Here is a 14,353-nt window from a genome sequence, read left to right on the forward strand (position 1 = left end):
CCGCTCACCGTCCGCGGGCCGCGGACGTGAGGCGGAGGTGAGGCTCTTCGTGGAGGGGACGGCCCGTCAGCGACCCCGGCAGGCGTTGAGCCGGGCGGCCTGCCGTGTCAGGTGGTCCCGCTCGGCGAGGTCGGGCGCCTTGTGGGCCGCCTCGGCGTAGAGCCGTGCCGCCGTCGCCAGGTCGCCGACGCGCTCGTGGAGGTACGCCGCCACCGCGGCATGGCGGGGCAGTGCGGCGTCCAGCGCCGCGAGCGCCGCCAGTCCGGCGCGCGGGCCGTCGGCCTCGCCTACGGCCACCGCGCGGTTGAGCCGGACGACCGGGCTGTCGGTCAGGCGCACGAGCTCGTCGTACCACTCGACGATCTGTACCCAGTCGGTCTCCTCGGCGGTGGGCGCGTCGGCGTGGAGTGCCGCGATGGCGGCCTGGGCCTGGAACTCGCCCAGCCGGTCGCGGGCGAGGGCCGCCTGGAGGATCTCGACGCCCTCGGCGATCGCCCCGCTGTCCCACCGGCCCCGGTCCTGCTCGGCGAGCGGCACCAGGCTGCCGTCGGGCGCGGTCCGGGTGGCGCGCCGGGCGTGGTGGAGCAGCATGAGGGCGAGCAGCCCGGCCACCTCGGGGTGGTCGATCGCGGCGGCGAGCTGCCGGGTGAGCCGGATGGCCTCGGCGGCGAGGTCGACATCGCCGGAGTAGCCCTCGTTGAAGACCAGGTAGAGGACGCGCAGCACGGTGGCGACATCGCCGGGCCGGTCGAACCGCACGCCGGAGACGGTGCGCTTGGCACGGCTGATCCGCTGCGCCATGGTCGCCTCGGGCACCAGGTAGGCCTGGGCGATCTGGCGGGTGGTCAGCCCGCCGACGGCGCGCAGCGTGAGCGCGACCGCGGACGACGGCGTCAGCGACGGGTGGGCGCACAGGAAGTAGAGCTGGAGCGTGTCGTCCGCCGCGGGTGCGGGGCCGGGCGCCGGCTCCTCGTCGACGCGGTCCTCACGCCGGCGGCGGGCGGCGTCCGACCGGGTCGCGTCGAGGAACTTGCGCCAGGCCACGGTGACCAGCCAGCCCTTGGGGTCCCGAGGAGGGTCGGCCGGCCAGCTGCGGACCGCCTCGACCAGCGCGTCCTGTACGGAGTCCTCGGCCGCCGCGAAATCGGCTCCGCGGCGGACGAGGATCGCGAGCACGCTCGGCGTGAGGCTCCGCAGCAGCGCTTCGTCCATCGGGGTGGTCACTCCGTGATGGTGGGCGGCGCGGCCAGGAACGGGCGCACCTCCAGCCACTCGTGGATCGGCTTCCCGCCCGCCCCGGGGGCGGCCGACAGCTCCCCGGCCAGCTCGACGGCGCGCTCGTAGCTGTCGACGTCGATCACCATCCAGCCGGCGATGAGGTCCTTGGTCTCGGCGAACGGGCCGTCGGTGACCGGGGGGCGACCCTCGCCGTCGTAGCGGACCCACGCGCCCTCGGGGGCGAGCGCCTGACCGTCGACGAACTCGCCCGTCCCCTCAAGCCGGGCCGCGAAATCGTTCATGTACTGCACGTGGGCCGAGATCTCCTCCGGCGTCCACTGGTCCATGGGCACGTCGTTGGCCGGGGCCGGAGCGCCGCGGTAGTGCTTGAGCAGCAGGTACTTGGCCATGGTGTCTCTCCTCGGTGCTGGTGCGACGCGACCCATTGTGGTCGCGTTCACCACGGGGACGGAGCCGGTCGGGGGTTCTCGACATCGTCGTCCGAAGTTTTTTTGCGACGCGGCGATCCCACCGAACGGAACGGTCTGGCCTATGCATGCCCCACAGGTTCATTCTCGTGGAGGATGCCGGTGTGTACGGCCGGTCCGGCTCGAATGTGAGGGGTCGGAGATGGCGGTCCTCCTCGCCGGAGCCCGAGTCCTGGCGGAAGACGCGCGGCCCCGTACACCGTCTCCGGCGGCGCAACCCCGACGGCCGGACAGACCCCGGCCGACGGCTCAGCGGCCGGCGGAGCAACGACGCCGACCGCAAAGACGAGGTGGACCTCCGCCGCACGTCGGCTTGACCGATGGACCTACGGCGACGTAGCTTCTGCCGCACCGGTTCGTGGGTTCATGGAAGGGGGCGAAGTCGGATGTCGATCATCTCCGACGTGCGTCGCCTCACCCACGAGACCGCCTGGGCTCCGGGCCGTGTAGCACACGGCTGCTGAGCAGCCCCTTTTTCCCGGCGTGCCCGACTGCGGCCCCGGCACCTTCCGATCTCCTTTCACCGGCTGCGGCACGTCGTTGCGTGCGGATTCACGCGCCGGGTTCTCGACCTGCGCCACCGCAACAGAAAGCTTTCGAAATGGCGACTAGGACCATCCGATCGACCGCGCTCCGAAACGAGGACGTGCCATGGTAGCGGCGCGGATCACGGTCAACGGGAAAGAAGCCCCGATTTCACCGGCCGCACCCCACACCACGGTGCTGGATTTCCTGCGCGAGCGCGGCCTCACCGGAACGAAGGAGGGCTGCGCCGAGGGGGAATGCGGCGCCTGTTCGGTCCTGGTGGCCCGTCCCGGGGTGAACAAGCCCACCGACTGGGTGGCGGTCAACGCCTGCCTGGTCCCCGTCGCGGCGCTCGACGGTCAGGAGCTCATCACCTCCGAGGGGCTCGCCACCGCCGGCGAGCCCGGTACGGCTCCCACGCTGCACCCGGTGCAGGAGGAGATGGCGGTCCGCGGCGGCTCCCAATGCGGTTACTGCACACCGGGATTCATCTGCAGCATGGCCGCCGAGTACTACCGGCCCGAGCGCTGCGCGCACGCGAAAGCGGACTCGGGCTCGGGATCGGGATCGGGATCGGGATCGAGCGACGGCACCGACTCCGAGCACGGTCCGAACGGTTTCGATCTGCACGCGCTGAGCGGAAACCTGTGCCGCTGCACCGGTTACCGCCCGATCCGCGATGCCGCGTTCGCCGTCGGTACGCCCACCGAGGACGACCCACTGGCGCAGCGTCGCGAGCAGTCCCCTCCGGCACCGGCCGCCACCGCATACACCCAGGACGGAGCCGCGTTCCTGCGGCCGGGCACCCTGTCCGAAGCACTGCAGCTGTTGCGCGAGCAGCCGGACGCGGTGGTGGTCGCCGGAAGCACCGACTGGGGGGTGGAGGTGAACATCCGTTCCCGCAGGGCGAATTGCGTCGTCGCCGTCGACCGGCTGCCCGAACTTCGGGAGCTGCGGGTCGCACCGGACCACATCGAGATCGGGGCGGCGCAGACCCTCACCGAGATCGAACGCCGCCTCGACGGCAGCGTCCCGCTGCTGGCAGAGCTGTTCCCGCAGTTCGCATCCCGGCTCATCCGCAACAGCGCGACGCTCGGCGGCAACCTGGGTACCGGCTCCCCCATCGGCGACAGCCCGCCGGCGCTGCTCGCACTGGAGGCGTCGGTGGTGCTCGCCCACGCCGACGGCGAGCGCGAGGTCCCGCTGGCGGACTACTTCACCGGCTACCGGCAGAGCGTGCGCCGGCCCGGCGAGCTGATCCGCTCGGTGCGCATCCCGCTGCCGCTGTCGCCGGTCGCAGCCTTCCACAAGATCGCCAAGCGGCGCTTCGACGACATCTCCAGCGTGGCGGTCGCCTTCGCACTCGACATCGAGGACGGGATCGTCCGCAAGGCACGCATCGGCCTGGGCGGCGTGGCCGCCACCCCGATCCGCGCCCTCGCCACCGAGGCGGCCCTGGAGGGCAAGCCGTGGGCGGCCCGGACCGTCGAGGCCGCGGCCCAGGTGCTGCAGGCCCAGGGCACGCCGATGGACGACCACCGCGCCAGCGCCGACTACCGCTCCGCGATGCTCGGCCAGAGCCTGCTGAAGCTGTACGTACGAACCACCGAGGCGGTGTCGTCATGAGCCATTTGTCCGAGCGTCCCGAAAAGCCCGTCGTTGGCGTTTCGATGCCGCACGAGAGCGCCACCCTGCACGTCACCGGCACCGCGCTCTACACCGACGACCTGGTCTCCCGCACCAAGGACGTGCTGCACGCCCACCCGGTCCAGGTCATGAAGGCCCACGGCAGGATCACCGCGCTGCGCACCGGGCCCGCGCTCGCCGTACCCGGCGTGGTCCGCGTGCTGACCGGCGCCGACGTACCCGGCGTCAACGATGCCGGAATGAAGCACGACGAACCGCTGTTCCCCGACGAGGTCATGTTCCACGGCCACGCGGTCGCCTGGGTGCTCGGCGAGACCCTGGAGGCGGCCCGGCTCGGTGCCGCGGCCGTCGAGGTGGAGCTCGACGAACGGCCCTCCCTGATCACCCTGCGGGAGGCGATCGCGGCCGAGAGCTTCCACGGCGCCCGGCCCGTGATGCTGACCGGCGACGTCGACGCCGGCTTCGCCGACTCCGCGCACGTCTTCACCGGCGAGTTCCAGTTCTCCGACCAGGAGCACTTCTATCTCGAAACGCACGCGGCACTGGCCCTGATCGACGAGAACGGTCAGGTGTTCGTCCAGAGCAGCACCCAGCATCCTTCGGAGACGCAGGAAATCGTCGCGCACGTGCTCGGCCTGCACAGCCACGAGGTGACCGTGCAGTGCCTGCGGATGGGTGGCGGCTTCGGCGGCAAGGAGATGCAGCCGCACGGGTTCGCCGCCGTCGCCGCGCTCGGCGCCAAGCTGACCGGCCGACCGGTGCGGGTGCGGCTCAACCGGACCCAGGACCTGACCATGTCCGGCAAGCGCCACGGGTTCCACGCCGAGTGGAAGATCGGCTTCGACGACGAGGGCCGCATCCAGGCCCTGGACGCCACCTTGACCGCGGACGGCGGCTGGAGCCTGGACCTGTCCGAGCCGGTGGTGGCCCGTGCGCTGTGCCACATCGACAACACCTACTGGATTCCCCACGCGCGCATCGCCGGTCGCATCGCCAAGACCAACAAGGTCTCCAACACCGCCTTCCGCGGCTTCGGCGGACCGCAGGGCATGCTGGTGATCGAGGACATCATGGGCCGGTGCGCGCCGCTGCTCGGCCTGGACCCCATGGAGCTGCGGGAGCGCAACTTCTACCGGCAGGGCCAGTCGACGCCGTACGGGCAGCCGGTCGCCCACCCCGAACGGATCTCCACCGTCTGGCAGCAGGTCCAGGCCGACGCCGGCATCGCCGATCGCCGGCGCGAGATCGCGGCGTTCAATGCCGCGCACCCGCACACCAAGCGGGCGCTCGCGGTCACCGGCATCAAGTTCGGAATCTCGTTCAACCTCACCGCCTTCAACCAGGCCGGCGCGCTGGTGCTGATCTACAAGGACGGCTCGGTCCTGATCAACCACGGCGGCACCGAGATGGGGCAGGGCCTGCACACCAAGATGCTGCAGGTGGCCGCGACCACGCTGGGTATCCCGCTCCACAAGGTACGGCTGGCCCCGACGCGGACCGACAAGGTGCCCAACACCTCTGCCACCGCCGCCAGCTCCGGAGCGGATCTCAACGGTGCGGCGGTGAAGAACGCCTGCGAGCAGGTGCGCGAGCGGCTGCTTCAGGTGGCCGGCACCCAGCTGGGAACGAACGCCTCGGACGTGCGCATCGTCGAAGGCGTCGCGCGCGCCCTCGGCAGCGACAAGGAGCTGGCCTGGGACGACCTGGTGCGCACCGCGTACTTCCAGCGGGTCCAGCTGTCGGCGGCCGGTTTCTACCGGACCGAGGGTCTGCACTGGGACGCGAAGACGTTCCAGGGCTCGCCGTTCAAGTACTTCTCCTACGGCGCCGCCGCGACCGAGGTGGAGGTGGACGGCTTCACCGGCGCGTACCGCATCCGGCGGGTGGACATCGTGCACGACGTCGGCGACAGCCTGTCCCCGATGATCGACATCGGTCAGGTGGAAGGCGGTTTCGTGCAGGGCGCCGGCTGGCTGACGCTGGAGGACCTGCGCTGGGACACCGGTGACGGGCCGAACCGCGGCCGGCTGCTGACCCAGGCCGCGAGCACCTACAAGCTGCCGAGCTTTTCGGAGATGCCCGAGGAGTTCAACGTCAGGCTGCTGGAGAACGCCACCGAGGAGGGCGCGGTCTACGGGTCCAAGGCGGTGGGCGAGCCTCCGCTGATGCTGGCGTTCTCGGTACGGGAAGCACTGCGGCAGGCCGCCGCGGCGTTCGGGGCCGCCGGAGTCAGCGTGGAACTCGCCTCCCCCGCGACACCGGAGGCGGTGTACTGGGCGATCGAAGCGGCCCGCGGAGGCGGCGCGCAGGGGGACGGCCACGCCCGCAACGGGAACGGGATCGCCACCGACGCGAACGCTTTGAGCAATGCCTGACATGACCTGGGTGACCGCGGTCGCGCGGTTGCGGGCACGCCGGGAACCCGGTGTGCTCGTGACCGTCGCGACCGTGCGCGGCCACGCGCCCCGGCGGGCCGGCGCGAAACTCGTCGTGGGCGAGAACGAGACCTGGGGCTCGATCGGCGGCGGCAACATCGAGGCCGTCGCGATCGATCGGGCCCGCGAGCTGATCGGCGTGCCCGATGCGGATGCGGAGCTGATGGAGTTCGCCCTCAACGACAAGGTCACCAGCCGACACGGCGTGCAGTGCTGCGGCGGAGCCGTCAGCGTACTGCTCGAACCGCTGCCGGTGGTCCACGCGGTGGCCGTCTTCGGCGTCGGGCACGTCGGGCTGGAGCTGGCGCGCATCCTGGCCCGCCACGACCTCGATCTGCACCTGATCGACACCCGCCCGGACGTACTCGCCGACGAACGGCTCGGCGGGCTCGCGGACGCGGTGGCGCAGATCCACGTGCACCACACACCACTGCTTCCGGAGGAGGTGCTCACGGAGCTGCCGCCCGGCACCCACGTCCTGATCATGACCCACGACCACGCCGAGGACGCCGCGCTGTGCGACGCCGCCCTGCGCACCGCCGGTCTCGGCTCGATCGGATTGATCGGCTCGGCCGCGAAATGGGCACGGTTCCGGCAGCGCCTGTCCACCGAGGGCGGCCACGACGCCGCCACCATCGACCGGATCAAGACCCCCATCGGCCTGACCGGGATCACCGGCAAGGAACCCGCCACGATCGCGGTGAGCGTCGCGGCGGACCTGCTGCGCACCTTCGAACAGGACCGCCCGTGGCCGGCGCCGAACGCTCTCGCCGCCGTCCCCGTCTCCGGTAGCGGATAGCGCCCGCCGGGACGCGGTCCTTCGGGTACCGCGCCGGCGCACTCGCACGGCCGAGCGGCTTGGCGTCAGGACGCGCGTGGTCAGAGGGGCTGGAGCCGGTCGCGCAGGAGGCAGAACTCGTTGCCCTCCGGGTCGGCCAGGACGTGCCAGCTCTCGGCACCGGTCTGGCCGACGTCGACGGGCCTGGCGCCGAGAGCCAGTAGCCGCTCCAGCTCGGCGTCCTGGTCGCGGTCGGTGGCGTTGACGTCGATGTGCAGTCGGAGCTTCCCGGTCCGCGGGGCGCTGCCGGGACTGAGGACGAGGGTGGGCTGCGGGCCGCCGTCGGGCGGCCCGATCGCGATGCTTTCGTCGTCCTCGCGGCCGATTTCGACGTAACCGAGGACCTCGCTCCAGAACGCGGCGAGCCGGTCGGGATCGGCGCAGTCGATGACCAACTCACTGATGCGGCATGCCATGCCCGTCAGTGTACGTACGACCCGGCAGCCGATCACCGGCCGCGTAGAGCGCGGCACACGACTACGACGTCGTCATCAGCGGAGCCGGCCTCGCCGGCAGCGCCGCGGCGATCCTGCTCGCTCGACGCGGTGTCCGCGTCGCACTGCTGGAACGCCGCTCGGACCCCGATGCGCACAAGGTGCTCTGCACCCACTCGCTCCAGGCCGGCGCCTACCCGGTGCTGGACGAACTCGGCCTCGTCCCCGCCCTTGAGAAGGCCGGAGCCGTCCACAACGAGGCGCGGTGGTACACCCGTTGGGGATGGATAGAGCCGAGGGCCGCGCCGGCCGGCCCCGCGCTGCCGTACGTGTACAGCATCCGGCGCAGCACCCTCGACCCGCTCATCAGGACCCGTGCGTCGCAGACCCCCGGCGTCGATCTGCTCCCCGGTCACCAGGTGACCGGGCTGGTCCGGGAAGCCGGGCGAACCGTGGGGGTGCGCGCGTCGACACCGCGGGGCGAGCGGGAGATCCGGGCCCGCCTGGTGGTCGGCGCCGACGGCAAGGACTCGGCCGTGGCGAAGTTCGCCGGGGTACCTGCACGGCTGTACGAGAACGCGCGGTTCGGCTGTCTCGCACACTTCCGCAACCTTCCGCTGCACGGCGGGATCGGTCAGTCCTGGTTCCTCGAACCCGACATGGCGTACGCGTTTCCGAACGACGACGAGGTGACGGTGATCGCGGTACTCCCGGACAAGAAGCGGCTGCCGAGGTCGCTCGCGGTGTACGCGCGCAGGCACCGCCGCCGGTTGCGCGGTCACCAGTACCTGGCCGCCGACTTCGCCACGGCCCGTCCGTTCAACCCCTTGGAACGGCTGATGTTTTCAGCGGCAGCGCGCGATGAGTCGGCAGCGCGGCACGTGTTCCTGTTCGCATCCCGTCGGTCCGCTGCGCTTCTTGAACCCCGCGGCCCTGGCCAAGGCTTCGGCCGTCAACTTCAGGCACCGCGGCTCGGACGGGCCCACCGCGCACCTGTCACACACGGAGTCGTGACCGTCCCGCCTCCCACTGGGGTGTGTGGCATGCCGGTCAGCAGCCGCCGGGGGCCGCGGTCAGGGTGCCGATGGCGAGGGTGGCCGGCGCGGCGCAGCACCCGCCGGCGTTCTGCTCGGCGGCTTCCGGCCGGTCGAAGAGGCCGGCGCCGCCGCAGACGCCGGTTTCGGGGAGGGTGAGTTCGACGCGTTCGGCGGCTTCGCGGTCGCCGGCGAGGTGGGCGGCGATGGAGCGGACCTGCTCGTAGCCGGTCATGGCCAGGAAGGTCGGGGCGCGGCCGTAGGACTTCATGCCGACGAGGTAGAGGTCCTTCTCGGGGTGAGAGAGCTCGCTGCGGCCGTGGGGAGGGACCGTGCCGCAGGAGTGCTGGTTGGGGTCGATCAGCGGGGCCAGGGCGAGGGGGGCCTGGAGGCGTTCGTCGAGGCCGAGGCGGAGTTCGTCCAGGAACGACAGGTCGGGGCGGAGGCCGGTCAGCACGATCACCTCGTCCACGGCGTGCAGACGACGGCCGTCGTCACCGACCAGGACCAGGCGGCCCTCCCCGTCCCGCTCGATGGCCTCCGTACGGAAGCCGGTGGCGGCGTCGGCGTAGCCACCGTCGACGGCGGCCTTGGCCGCCAGGCCGAGGGCACCGCGGGCGGGGAGCCGGTCGGCTTCTCCGCCGCCGAAGGTGGAGCCGGAGATCCCGCGGCGCAGGATCCAGGTGGTGTGCGTGCCGGCGCCGTCGTCGGCCTTGGCGAGGTCGGCGAGGGAGGCGAGTGCGGTGAAGGCGGAGGCGCCGGAGCCGACGACGGCGGTGCGCTTGCCCGCGTACCGGGCCCGGACGGCCGGGTCGGTGAGGTCGGGGACGCGGTAGGTGATCCGGTCCGCGGCCGCCTTCTCCCCGAGTGCCGCGAGGCCGCCGGCGCCGGCGGGGCCGGGGGTGGACCAGGTGCCGGAGGCGTCGACGACGGCGCGGGCGAAGAAGCGTTCCTCGCGGCCGCCATTGGTCTCGATGTGGACGACGAAGGGTTGCTGCTCGCGGCCGGCGTCGACGATCCGGTCGCGGCCGGCACGGGAGACCCCGGTGACGCGGGCGCCGTAGCGGACGCGGTCGCCGAGGGCGTCGGCGAGGGGCTGGAGGTAGAGCTCGGCCCAGTCCCCGCCGGCGGGGTACGTCGCACTGTCGGGCTTGGTCCAGCCGGTCGGCGCGAGGAGCTTCTCGGCGGCCGGGTCGACGACTTCGCCCCAGGTGGAGAACAGGCGCACGTGCGACCACTCGCGCACCGCGGCGCCGGCGGCCGGCCCGGCTTCCAGGACCAGGGGCTGGATGCCGTACTCGGTCAGGTGGGCGGCGGCGGCCAGTCCTACGGGGCCGGCACCGATCACGACGACGGGAAGTTCGACGGTGGTCTTGCTCATGGGCGTGTCTCCGGCTTTCGTGCAGGCGGGGGGAGCTTCGCTTCGTCAGCAGCAGTCGGCGCCGGTGGCGACGGCTTCGCGCTTGGCCTGCGGGTCGCGGCAGGCTCCGGCCGCTTCGGCGCGCCCGCTGGTGCCGCAGCACGGCGAGGATCCTGCGGGAGCCGTCTCAGCGGCGGGCTCCGCGGTGGCCGGGGCGCAACAGGAGGCCGCGGTTTCGGTGGCGGGGGTGACCGGCTCGTTCATGACGACTCCCTCGCTGCTTAGATGACTGTCGATGTCTTACGTGGCCAGCATGGCACCTGGTTCGACAGGCGTCAACATAGAAGCATGTCGAATCAGCCGCCTGATTCGACATGTGTCAACATAGGCACATGTCGAATGCGAACGTTCTGCCGCTCTTGGAGCCCGAGGCCGTCGTGCCGTGCTGCCCCCCGCTGAACGAGCGCCCCATGTCCGCGGACGAGGCCGAAGTCGCGGCGAAGATGTTCAAGGCCCTCGGCGACCCCGTCCGCCTGCGCCTGTTCTCCGCCGTCGCCTCCCACGAAGGCGGCGAGGCGTGCGTGTGCGACATCTCCGACGTCGGCGTCTCCCAACCGACCGTCTCCCACCACCTCAAGAAGCTGAAAGAGGCGGGACTGCTGTCCTCCGAGCGGCGCGGAACGTGGGTGTACTACCGCGTCGAGCCGTCCGTGCTCGCCGCCATGGGCGCGCTCCTGGCCGGCGCCGCCAAGGCAACCGTGTGAGCCGGATGCGGATCGAGGCGCTGCTGCCCGAGCGCGCCGAGCAGGTCCTCGCGATCTACCAGGCCGGGATCGACGAAGGCAATGCCACCTTCGAGACCCGGGCCCCGGCCTGGGAGGTCTTTGACCAGGGCAGGCTGCCCCGGCACCGCTACGTCGCCCTCGACGACGCCGACGCCGTGCTGGGGTGGGTGGCCGCGAGCGCGGTCTCGGACCGGTGCGCGTACGCCGGAGTGGTCGAGCACTCCGTCTACGTCCACCCCGACGCCCGCGGCCGCGGCGTCGCCCGCACGTTGCTGGACACCCTGATCGCCTCCACCGAGGCCGCCGGGATCTGGACGATCCAGTCCGGGATCTTCCCCGAGAACACCGCCAGTCTCACCCTCCACCAGCGCGCGGGCTTCCGCGTCATCGGCACGCGCGAGCGGATCGGCCGACATCACGGCGCGTGGCGGGACGTGGTCCTGCTGGAACGCCGCAGCACCGTGGTGATGTGAGCCGCGCTGCACCTTCAGGCAGGGAGCCGCCATCCGGTACTCGGAGGTCCGGACAAGGCCGGGACGGGTACCTGGCGGCATGCCCCGGAGGTGTGTTCGGGCCGTAGCAGGCGGGTCCGTGACCAAGCTTCACCGTCCTCGGTGCCAACCTCCGCTTCACCGCGGTCATGGCCGCAGGCGATCGCCGGAGCTCATGAAGATCAACGCGGCCAGACCGAGTCCGGCCACGGCCCCGACCAGCTGCATGCCGATGAACCCGGCCACCGAGGACGGGGCGATCCCGGCGAAGGTGTCGGTGAACGCACGGCCGATGGTGACCGCAGGATTCGCGAAGGAGGTGGAGGAGGTGAACCAGTACGCGGCACCGATGTAGGAGGCCACCGCAACCGGCGCGAACCGCAGCCGGTCCGTACGCGCGAGTCCGAAGACCAACAGGACCAGACCCGCGGTCGCCACCACCTCGCCGAGGAGCAGGTTCCCCGCCGAGCGGTCATGCGTGGACCACTTCACCAGCGGCTCACCGAACATGGCATCCGCCAGGATCGCCCCCGCGATCGCACCTGCGATCTGGGAGGGCAGGTACGCGGCCAGCTCGCCCGCGGTCAGCCCGGCGCCGGCGCGGCGCGACGTCCACCACTCGGCCAGGCTCACGGCGGGGTTGAAGTGGGCGCCGGACACCGGGCCTAGGAGAGCGATCAGGACGCCGAGACCGAAGACGGTGGCGGTGGAGTTGGCCAGCAGCTGCAGGGCAACGTCATCGGTCAGCCCGGTCGCCTGGATGCCGGAGCCGACCACGATCGCCACGAGGGCGGCGGTCCCGACGAGTTCCGCGGCCGCGCGGGCGACCAGGGGTTTGGGGGGCGGGGTCGCGCAGGGCGCGGGCTGCGGAGCCGGGCCCGCGGCCATGGCGTCGCTCACAGCGGTTCGGCGGTGGTCAAGACGGCGTTCTCCTCGGGCAGGTGGGGCAACGGGGTTACGGGCAGGACCGCTTGAGGTTCGCTTCGGCGGCGGCACGCGCGGTCCGGGCGAGGTCGGCGAACTGACCGGCGAGCAATTCGATGACGTCCGGGCGCAGGCGGTAGTAGGTGAACCTCCCGCACGGCTCCGTGTCCACGACCCCGGCCTCGCGCAGCACCTTCATGTGGTTGGACAGGTTCGTCTGCTTCGCACCCGTCTCCTCCACGAGGTGAGTGGTGCACAGCGTCTCCCGCGCGAGGAGGGTCACGATCCGGAGCCTGAGCGGGTCGGCCAGAACCCGCATCAGTTCAGTGTCGACCGACGTCATCATGCGCTGATACTGTCACATCACCGATGGCTGATATCAGCCTGGGCTGAACCCGCCGCAAGCCGATGACGTGCCGCAGCCTGCCTGCCGTGAAGGAAGAACGATGCCTCCCCGCCCGCTCGCATCCGTCCTGTTCGTCTGCGTCCACAACGCGGGCCGCTCCCAGATGGCCGCCGGCTTCCTGCGGCACCTCGCGGGCGACCGCGTCGAGGTCCGCTCCGCCGGCTCCGTGCCCGGCGACCAGGTCAACCCCGCGGCCGTCGCCGCGATGGCCGAGCTCGGCATCGACATCTCCGACGAGAAGCCGAAGGTCCTCACCCCCGAGGCCGCCCAGGCCTCGGACTACATCATCACCATGGGCTGCGGCGACGCCTGCCCGTACTTCCCCGGCAAGACCTACCGCGACTGGCCGTTGGAAGACCCCGCGGGACAGGGCGTCGAGGCCGTCCGCCCCATCCGCGACGAGATCAGGACCCTCATCGAGGGCTTGATCGCCGAGATCGACGCCGAGAACGCATGAACTCTTCGTGACTCCTGGTCACCCGGTTCCAGGACTAATGGACGCCACGCGCTCCGCGGCGCGTGGCGGACACCGGCAGACCGAGCCGCGGCCGGATCGTGATCCTTGCCGGCGGGTCGACCGCGAACCCGGGAACGGGCTCGAACTCCCAGTACCGCCCCAGGGCGGCCAGCGTCATGCCGCCCTCCATCCGCGAGAAGGTATTGCCTATGCACTGGCGCGGACCGCCGCCGAAGGGGAGATAGGCGAGGCGCGGACGTCCGGGCCGTACCGCGTGACCGGTGAGCTCGTCCGCCGCGCCGGCGGACCGCGCGGTCTCCAGCCAGCGCTGCGGGGCGAAGAGCTCCGGCTGCGGCCACCACCGGGGATCGCGGTGGACGGCCCACGGAATGACCGCGACGAAGCTGTCCTTGGGGACTCGGTGGCCGCAGACCGCGAAGTCGTCCAGGGGACGGCGGGCGACGCCCGCAATCGGCGGGTAGAGGCGCATCGCCTCGGAGAGGACCGCGTCGGCCAGACGAGGCGGGGCAGGTCCTCGACCGTGGGCAGCCGGTCGCCGAGCACCTCGTCGATCTCCTGGTGCATCCGCTCCCGTGCCTCGGGATGGCTGCCGAGCAGGTGGTAGGCCCAGGTGAGAGCGCGGGCCGTGGTCTCGTGGCCGGCCATGAGGAGGGTGATCGCCTCGTCCCGTACCTGGAGGTCCTCCATCGGCTCCCCGGTGTCCGTGGGCAGCCCGGCCAGGACGGCGCCGAGCAGCCAGATGACGAACACCCCGGTGACCGCGGTGCGTTGTACCTCGCCCTGCCGGCCGGCGGCGCGGATGACCCGGCCCCAGACCCGGAAGACCTTGCCGGTCAGGAGGTCGGCCGCGGCCAACGGAGGTGTACGGGAGCCGCGTCATGGGCGGCGAGAACGTCGCGGACCCGGTCGGCCAAGGCTTCTTCGGAAGCGGCGCGGGACGCGGGTTCGGACTGTTCCGGGGCGAATTCAGGGTGCATTGGGGCGAGTTCGGCGAGGCGCTCGCCGAGGAGCGCGAGCCGGTCCAGCTCGTCCATGCCGACACCGGCACGCGGGAACCCCCAGGACGCCTCCCGCTTGCCGGCGAGCAGCCGGCGCAGCGTGGTGACGAAGGTGACCCCGGCGGAGGCGGTGTCCACTGCGGCGATCGTGCCCACGTAGCGGCCGCCCGCGGCCTGGGGGTGTCCCGAACCGACCAACGTCTCCGTCGGCGGCGGGCAGTGCCCTCTTCAATCGAGCGATGGGGCGCCCCCTTGGACGGGGCGCCCCTGAGGTAGCAGACGCGGTGACAGC

At 71.7% G+C, this 14,353-nt stretch carries 15 protein-coding genes and 2 pseudogenes; 7 read left to right on the plus strand and 10 right to left on the minus strand.

Features of this window, described 5'->3' with window-relative positions:
• Window positions 1–66: 66 nt before the first annotated feature.
• Both AB0B01_RS25025 and AB0B01_RS25030 read right to left on the minus strand, forming a co-directional pair.
• On the minus strand, window positions 67–1,212 hold the full coding sequence (locus tag AB0B01_RS25025) for a DUF6596 domain-containing protein (protein WP_361723278.1): 1,146 nt from the start codon (window positions 1,210–1,212) through the stop codon (window positions 67–69).
• Window positions 1,213–1,220: 8 nt separating this feature from the next.
• Window positions 1,221–1,628 carry a YciI family protein gene (locus tag AB0B01_RS25030; RefSeq protein WP_361723206.1) on the minus strand — a complete coding sequence of 136 codons (408 nt, stop codon included), beginning with the start codon at window positions 1,626–1,628 and terminating at the stop codon, window positions 1,221–1,223.
• 729 nt (window positions 1,629–2,357) lie between these two features.
• On the opposite strand from AB0B01_RS25030, the gene AB0B01_RS25035 reads away from it, so the two are divergent.
• The 3 genes from AB0B01_RS25035 to xdhC are packed head-to-tail and all read left to right on the plus strand — an operon-like array spanning window position 2,358 to window position 7,112.
• Entirely contained in the window at window positions 2,358–3,857 is a 1,500-nt protein-coding gene (locus tag AB0B01_RS25035; protein WP_361723209.1) for an FAD binding domain-containing protein, read from the plus strand.
• Window positions 3,854–6,253 carry a xanthine dehydrogenase molybdopterin binding subunit gene (gene xdhB, locus AB0B01_RS25040; RefSeq protein WP_361723212.1) on the plus strand — a complete coding sequence of 800 codons (2,400 nt, stop codon included), beginning with the start codon at window positions 3,854–3,856 and terminating at the stop codon, window positions 6,251–6,253. The genes AB0B01_RS25035 and xdhB overlap by 4 nt, the downstream gene beginning before the upstream one ends.
• A 1-nt stretch (window position 6,254) precedes the next feature.
• Complete coding sequence (xdhC, locus tag AB0B01_RS25045; protein ID WP_361723281.1) at window positions 6,255–7,112, plus strand: xanthine dehydrogenase accessory protein XdhC; 858 nt, start codon at window positions 6,255–6,257, stop codon at window positions 7,110–7,112.
• 80 nt (window positions 7,113–7,192) lie between these two features.
• On the opposite strand, the gene AB0B01_RS25050 is transcribed toward xdhC, so the two are convergent.
• The gene (locus AB0B01_RS25050) at window positions 7,193–7,567 is read right to left on the minus strand and encodes a VOC family protein (RefSeq protein ID WP_361723215.1); all 375 of its coding nucleotides are present in this window, start codon (window positions 7,565–7,567) and stop codon (window positions 7,193–7,195) included.
• Window positions 7,568–7,641: 74 nt separating this feature from the next.
• On the opposite strand from AB0B01_RS25050, the pseudogene AB0B01_RS25055 reads away from it, so the two are divergent.
• Window positions 7,642–8,100: pseudogene (locus AB0B01_RS25055) on the plus strand (FAD-dependent monooxygenase); the annotation flags it as partial.
• 535 nt (window positions 8,101–8,635) lie between these two features.
• On the opposite strand, the gene AB0B01_RS25060 reads toward AB0B01_RS25055, so the two are convergent.
• The gene (locus AB0B01_RS25060) at window positions 8,636–10,000 is read right to left on the minus strand and encodes an NAD(P)-binding domain-containing protein (RefSeq protein WP_361723218.1); all 1,365 of its coding nucleotides are present in this window, start codon (window positions 9,998–10,000) and stop codon (window positions 8,636–8,638) included.
• 45 nt (window positions 10,001–10,045) lie between these two features.
• Window positions 10,046–10,243: a hypothetical protein gene (locus AB0B01_RS25065; RefSeq protein WP_361723221.1), complete on the minus strand. Its 198-nt coding sequence runs from the start codon at window positions 10,241–10,243 to the stop codon at window positions 10,046–10,048.
• A gap of 128 nt (window positions 10,244–10,371) precedes the next feature.
• On the opposite strand from AB0B01_RS25065, the gene AB0B01_RS25070 reads away from it, so the two are divergent.
• Together AB0B01_RS25070 and AB0B01_RS25075 are read left to right on the plus strand one after the other, a co-directional pair.
• Window positions 10,372–10,743, plus strand: coding sequence for a metalloregulator ArsR/SmtB family transcription factor (locus AB0B01_RS25070; RefSeq protein ID WP_361723224.1), 372 nt, complete (start codon window positions 10,372–10,374; stop codon window positions 10,741–10,743).
• Between the two features lie 5 nt (window positions 10,744–10,748).
• Window positions 10,749–11,237, plus strand: a complete 489-nt coding sequence (locus tag AB0B01_RS25075; protein ID WP_361723284.1) for an N-acetyltransferase family protein — start codon at window positions 10,749–10,751, stop codon at window positions 11,235–11,237.
• 165 nt (window positions 11,238–11,402) lie between these two features.
• Here the strand turns inward: AB0B01_RS25075 and AB0B01_RS25080 are convergent, their stop codons facing one another.
• A complete protein-coding gene (locus tag AB0B01_RS25080) occupies window positions 11,403–12,143 on the minus strand; it encodes an aquaporin (protein ID WP_361723287.1) in 741 nt (246 codons plus the stop codon).
• A gap of 67 nt (window positions 12,144–12,210) precedes the next feature.
• Entirely contained in the window at window positions 12,211–12,525 is a 315-nt protein-coding gene (locus AB0B01_RS25085; protein WP_361723227.1) for a metalloregulator ArsR/SmtB family transcription factor, read from the minus strand.
• 100 nt (window positions 12,526–12,625) lie between these two features.
• Between AB0B01_RS25085 and AB0B01_RS25090 the strand changes: the two genes are divergently transcribed.
• Entirely contained in the window at window positions 12,626–13,042 is a 417-nt protein-coding gene (locus tag AB0B01_RS25090) for an arsenate reductase ArsC (protein ID WP_361723230.1), read from the plus strand.
• A 34-nt stretch (window positions 13,043–13,076) separates the two neighbouring features.
• On the opposite strand, the gene AB0B01_RS25095 is transcribed toward AB0B01_RS25090, so the two are convergent.
• The 3 genes and pseudogenes from AB0B01_RS25095 to AB0B01_RS25105 all read right to left on the minus strand — a co-directional run bounded on the left by AB0B01_RS25095 (window position 13,077) and on the right by AB0B01_RS25105 (window position 14,199).
• The gene (locus AB0B01_RS25095; RefSeq protein ID WP_361723290.1) at window positions 13,077–13,559 is read right to left on the minus strand and encodes a cytochrome P450; all 483 of its coding nucleotides are present in this window, start codon (window positions 13,557–13,559) and stop codon (window positions 13,077–13,079) included.
• 14 nt (window positions 13,560–13,573) lie between these two features.
• Window positions 13,574–13,750 (minus strand): annotated as a pseudogene (locus AB0B01_RS25100) (cytochrome P450); the annotation flags it as partial.
• 146 nt (window positions 13,751–13,896) lie between these two features.
• The gene (locus AB0B01_RS25105) at window positions 13,897–14,199 is read right to left on the minus strand and encodes a hypothetical protein (protein ID WP_361723233.1); all 303 of its coding nucleotides are present in this window, start codon (window positions 14,197–14,199) and stop codon (window positions 13,897–13,899) included.
• Window positions 14,200–14,353: the final 154 nt, after the last annotated feature.

Origin of the sequence: Streptomyces sp. NPDC044571, from assembly GCF_040647115.1 — a bacterium.
Taxonomy (GTDB): Bacteria; Actinomycetota; Actinomycetes; order Streptomycetales; family Streptomycetaceae; genus Streptomyces.

Coding starts and splice junctions, on each gene's coding strand:
- xdhB (WP_361723212.1), top strand. CDS start 3,854: ATGAGCCATTTGTCCGAGCGTCCCGAAAAGCCCGTCGTTGGCGTTTCG.
- AB0B01_RS25050 (WP_361723215.1), bottom strand. CDS start 7,567: ATGGCATGCCGCATCAGTGAGTTGGTCATCGACTGCGCCGATCCCGAC.
- AB0B01_RS25080 (WP_361723287.1), bottom strand. CDS start 12,143: ATGGCCGCGGGCCCGGCTCCGCAGCCCGCGCCCTGCGCGACCCCGCCC.
- AB0B01_RS25035 (WP_361723209.1), top strand. CDS start 2,358: ATGGTAGCGGCGCGGATCACGGTCAACGGGAAAGAAGCCCCGATTTCA.
- AB0B01_RS25070 (WP_361723224.1), top strand. CDS start 10,372: ATGTCGAATGCGAACGTTCTGCCGCTCTTGGAGCCCGAGGCCGTCGTG.
- AB0B01_RS25030 (WP_361723206.1), bottom strand. CDS start 1,628: ATGGCCAAGTACCTGCTGCTCAAGCACTACCGCGGCGCTCCGGCCCCG.
- AB0B01_RS25085 (WP_361723227.1), bottom strand. CDS start 12,525: ATGATGACGTCGGTCGACACTGAACTGATGCGGGTTCTGGCCGACCCG.
- AB0B01_RS25060 (WP_361723218.1), bottom strand. CDS start 10,000: ATGAGCAAGACCACCGTCGAACTTCCCGTCGTCGTGATCGGTGCCGGC.
- AB0B01_RS25090 (WP_361723230.1), top strand. CDS start 12,626: ATGCCTCCCCGCCCGCTCGCATCCGTCCTGTTCGTCTGCGTCCACAAC.
- xdhC (WP_361723281.1), top strand. CDS start 6,255: ATGACCTGGGTGACCGCGGTCGCGCGGTTGCGGGCACGCCGGGAACCC.
- AB0B01_RS25025 (WP_361723278.1), bottom strand. CDS start 1,212: ATGGACGAAGCGCTGCTGCGGAGCCTCACGCCGAGCGTGCTCGCGATC.
- AB0B01_RS25065 (WP_361723221.1), bottom strand. CDS start 10,243: ATGAACGAGCCGGTCACCCCCGCCACCGAAACCGCGGCCTCCTGTTGC.
- AB0B01_RS25075 (WP_361723284.1), top strand. CDS start 10,749: ATGCGGATCGAGGCGCTGCTGCCCGAGCGCGCCGAGCAGGTCCTCGCG.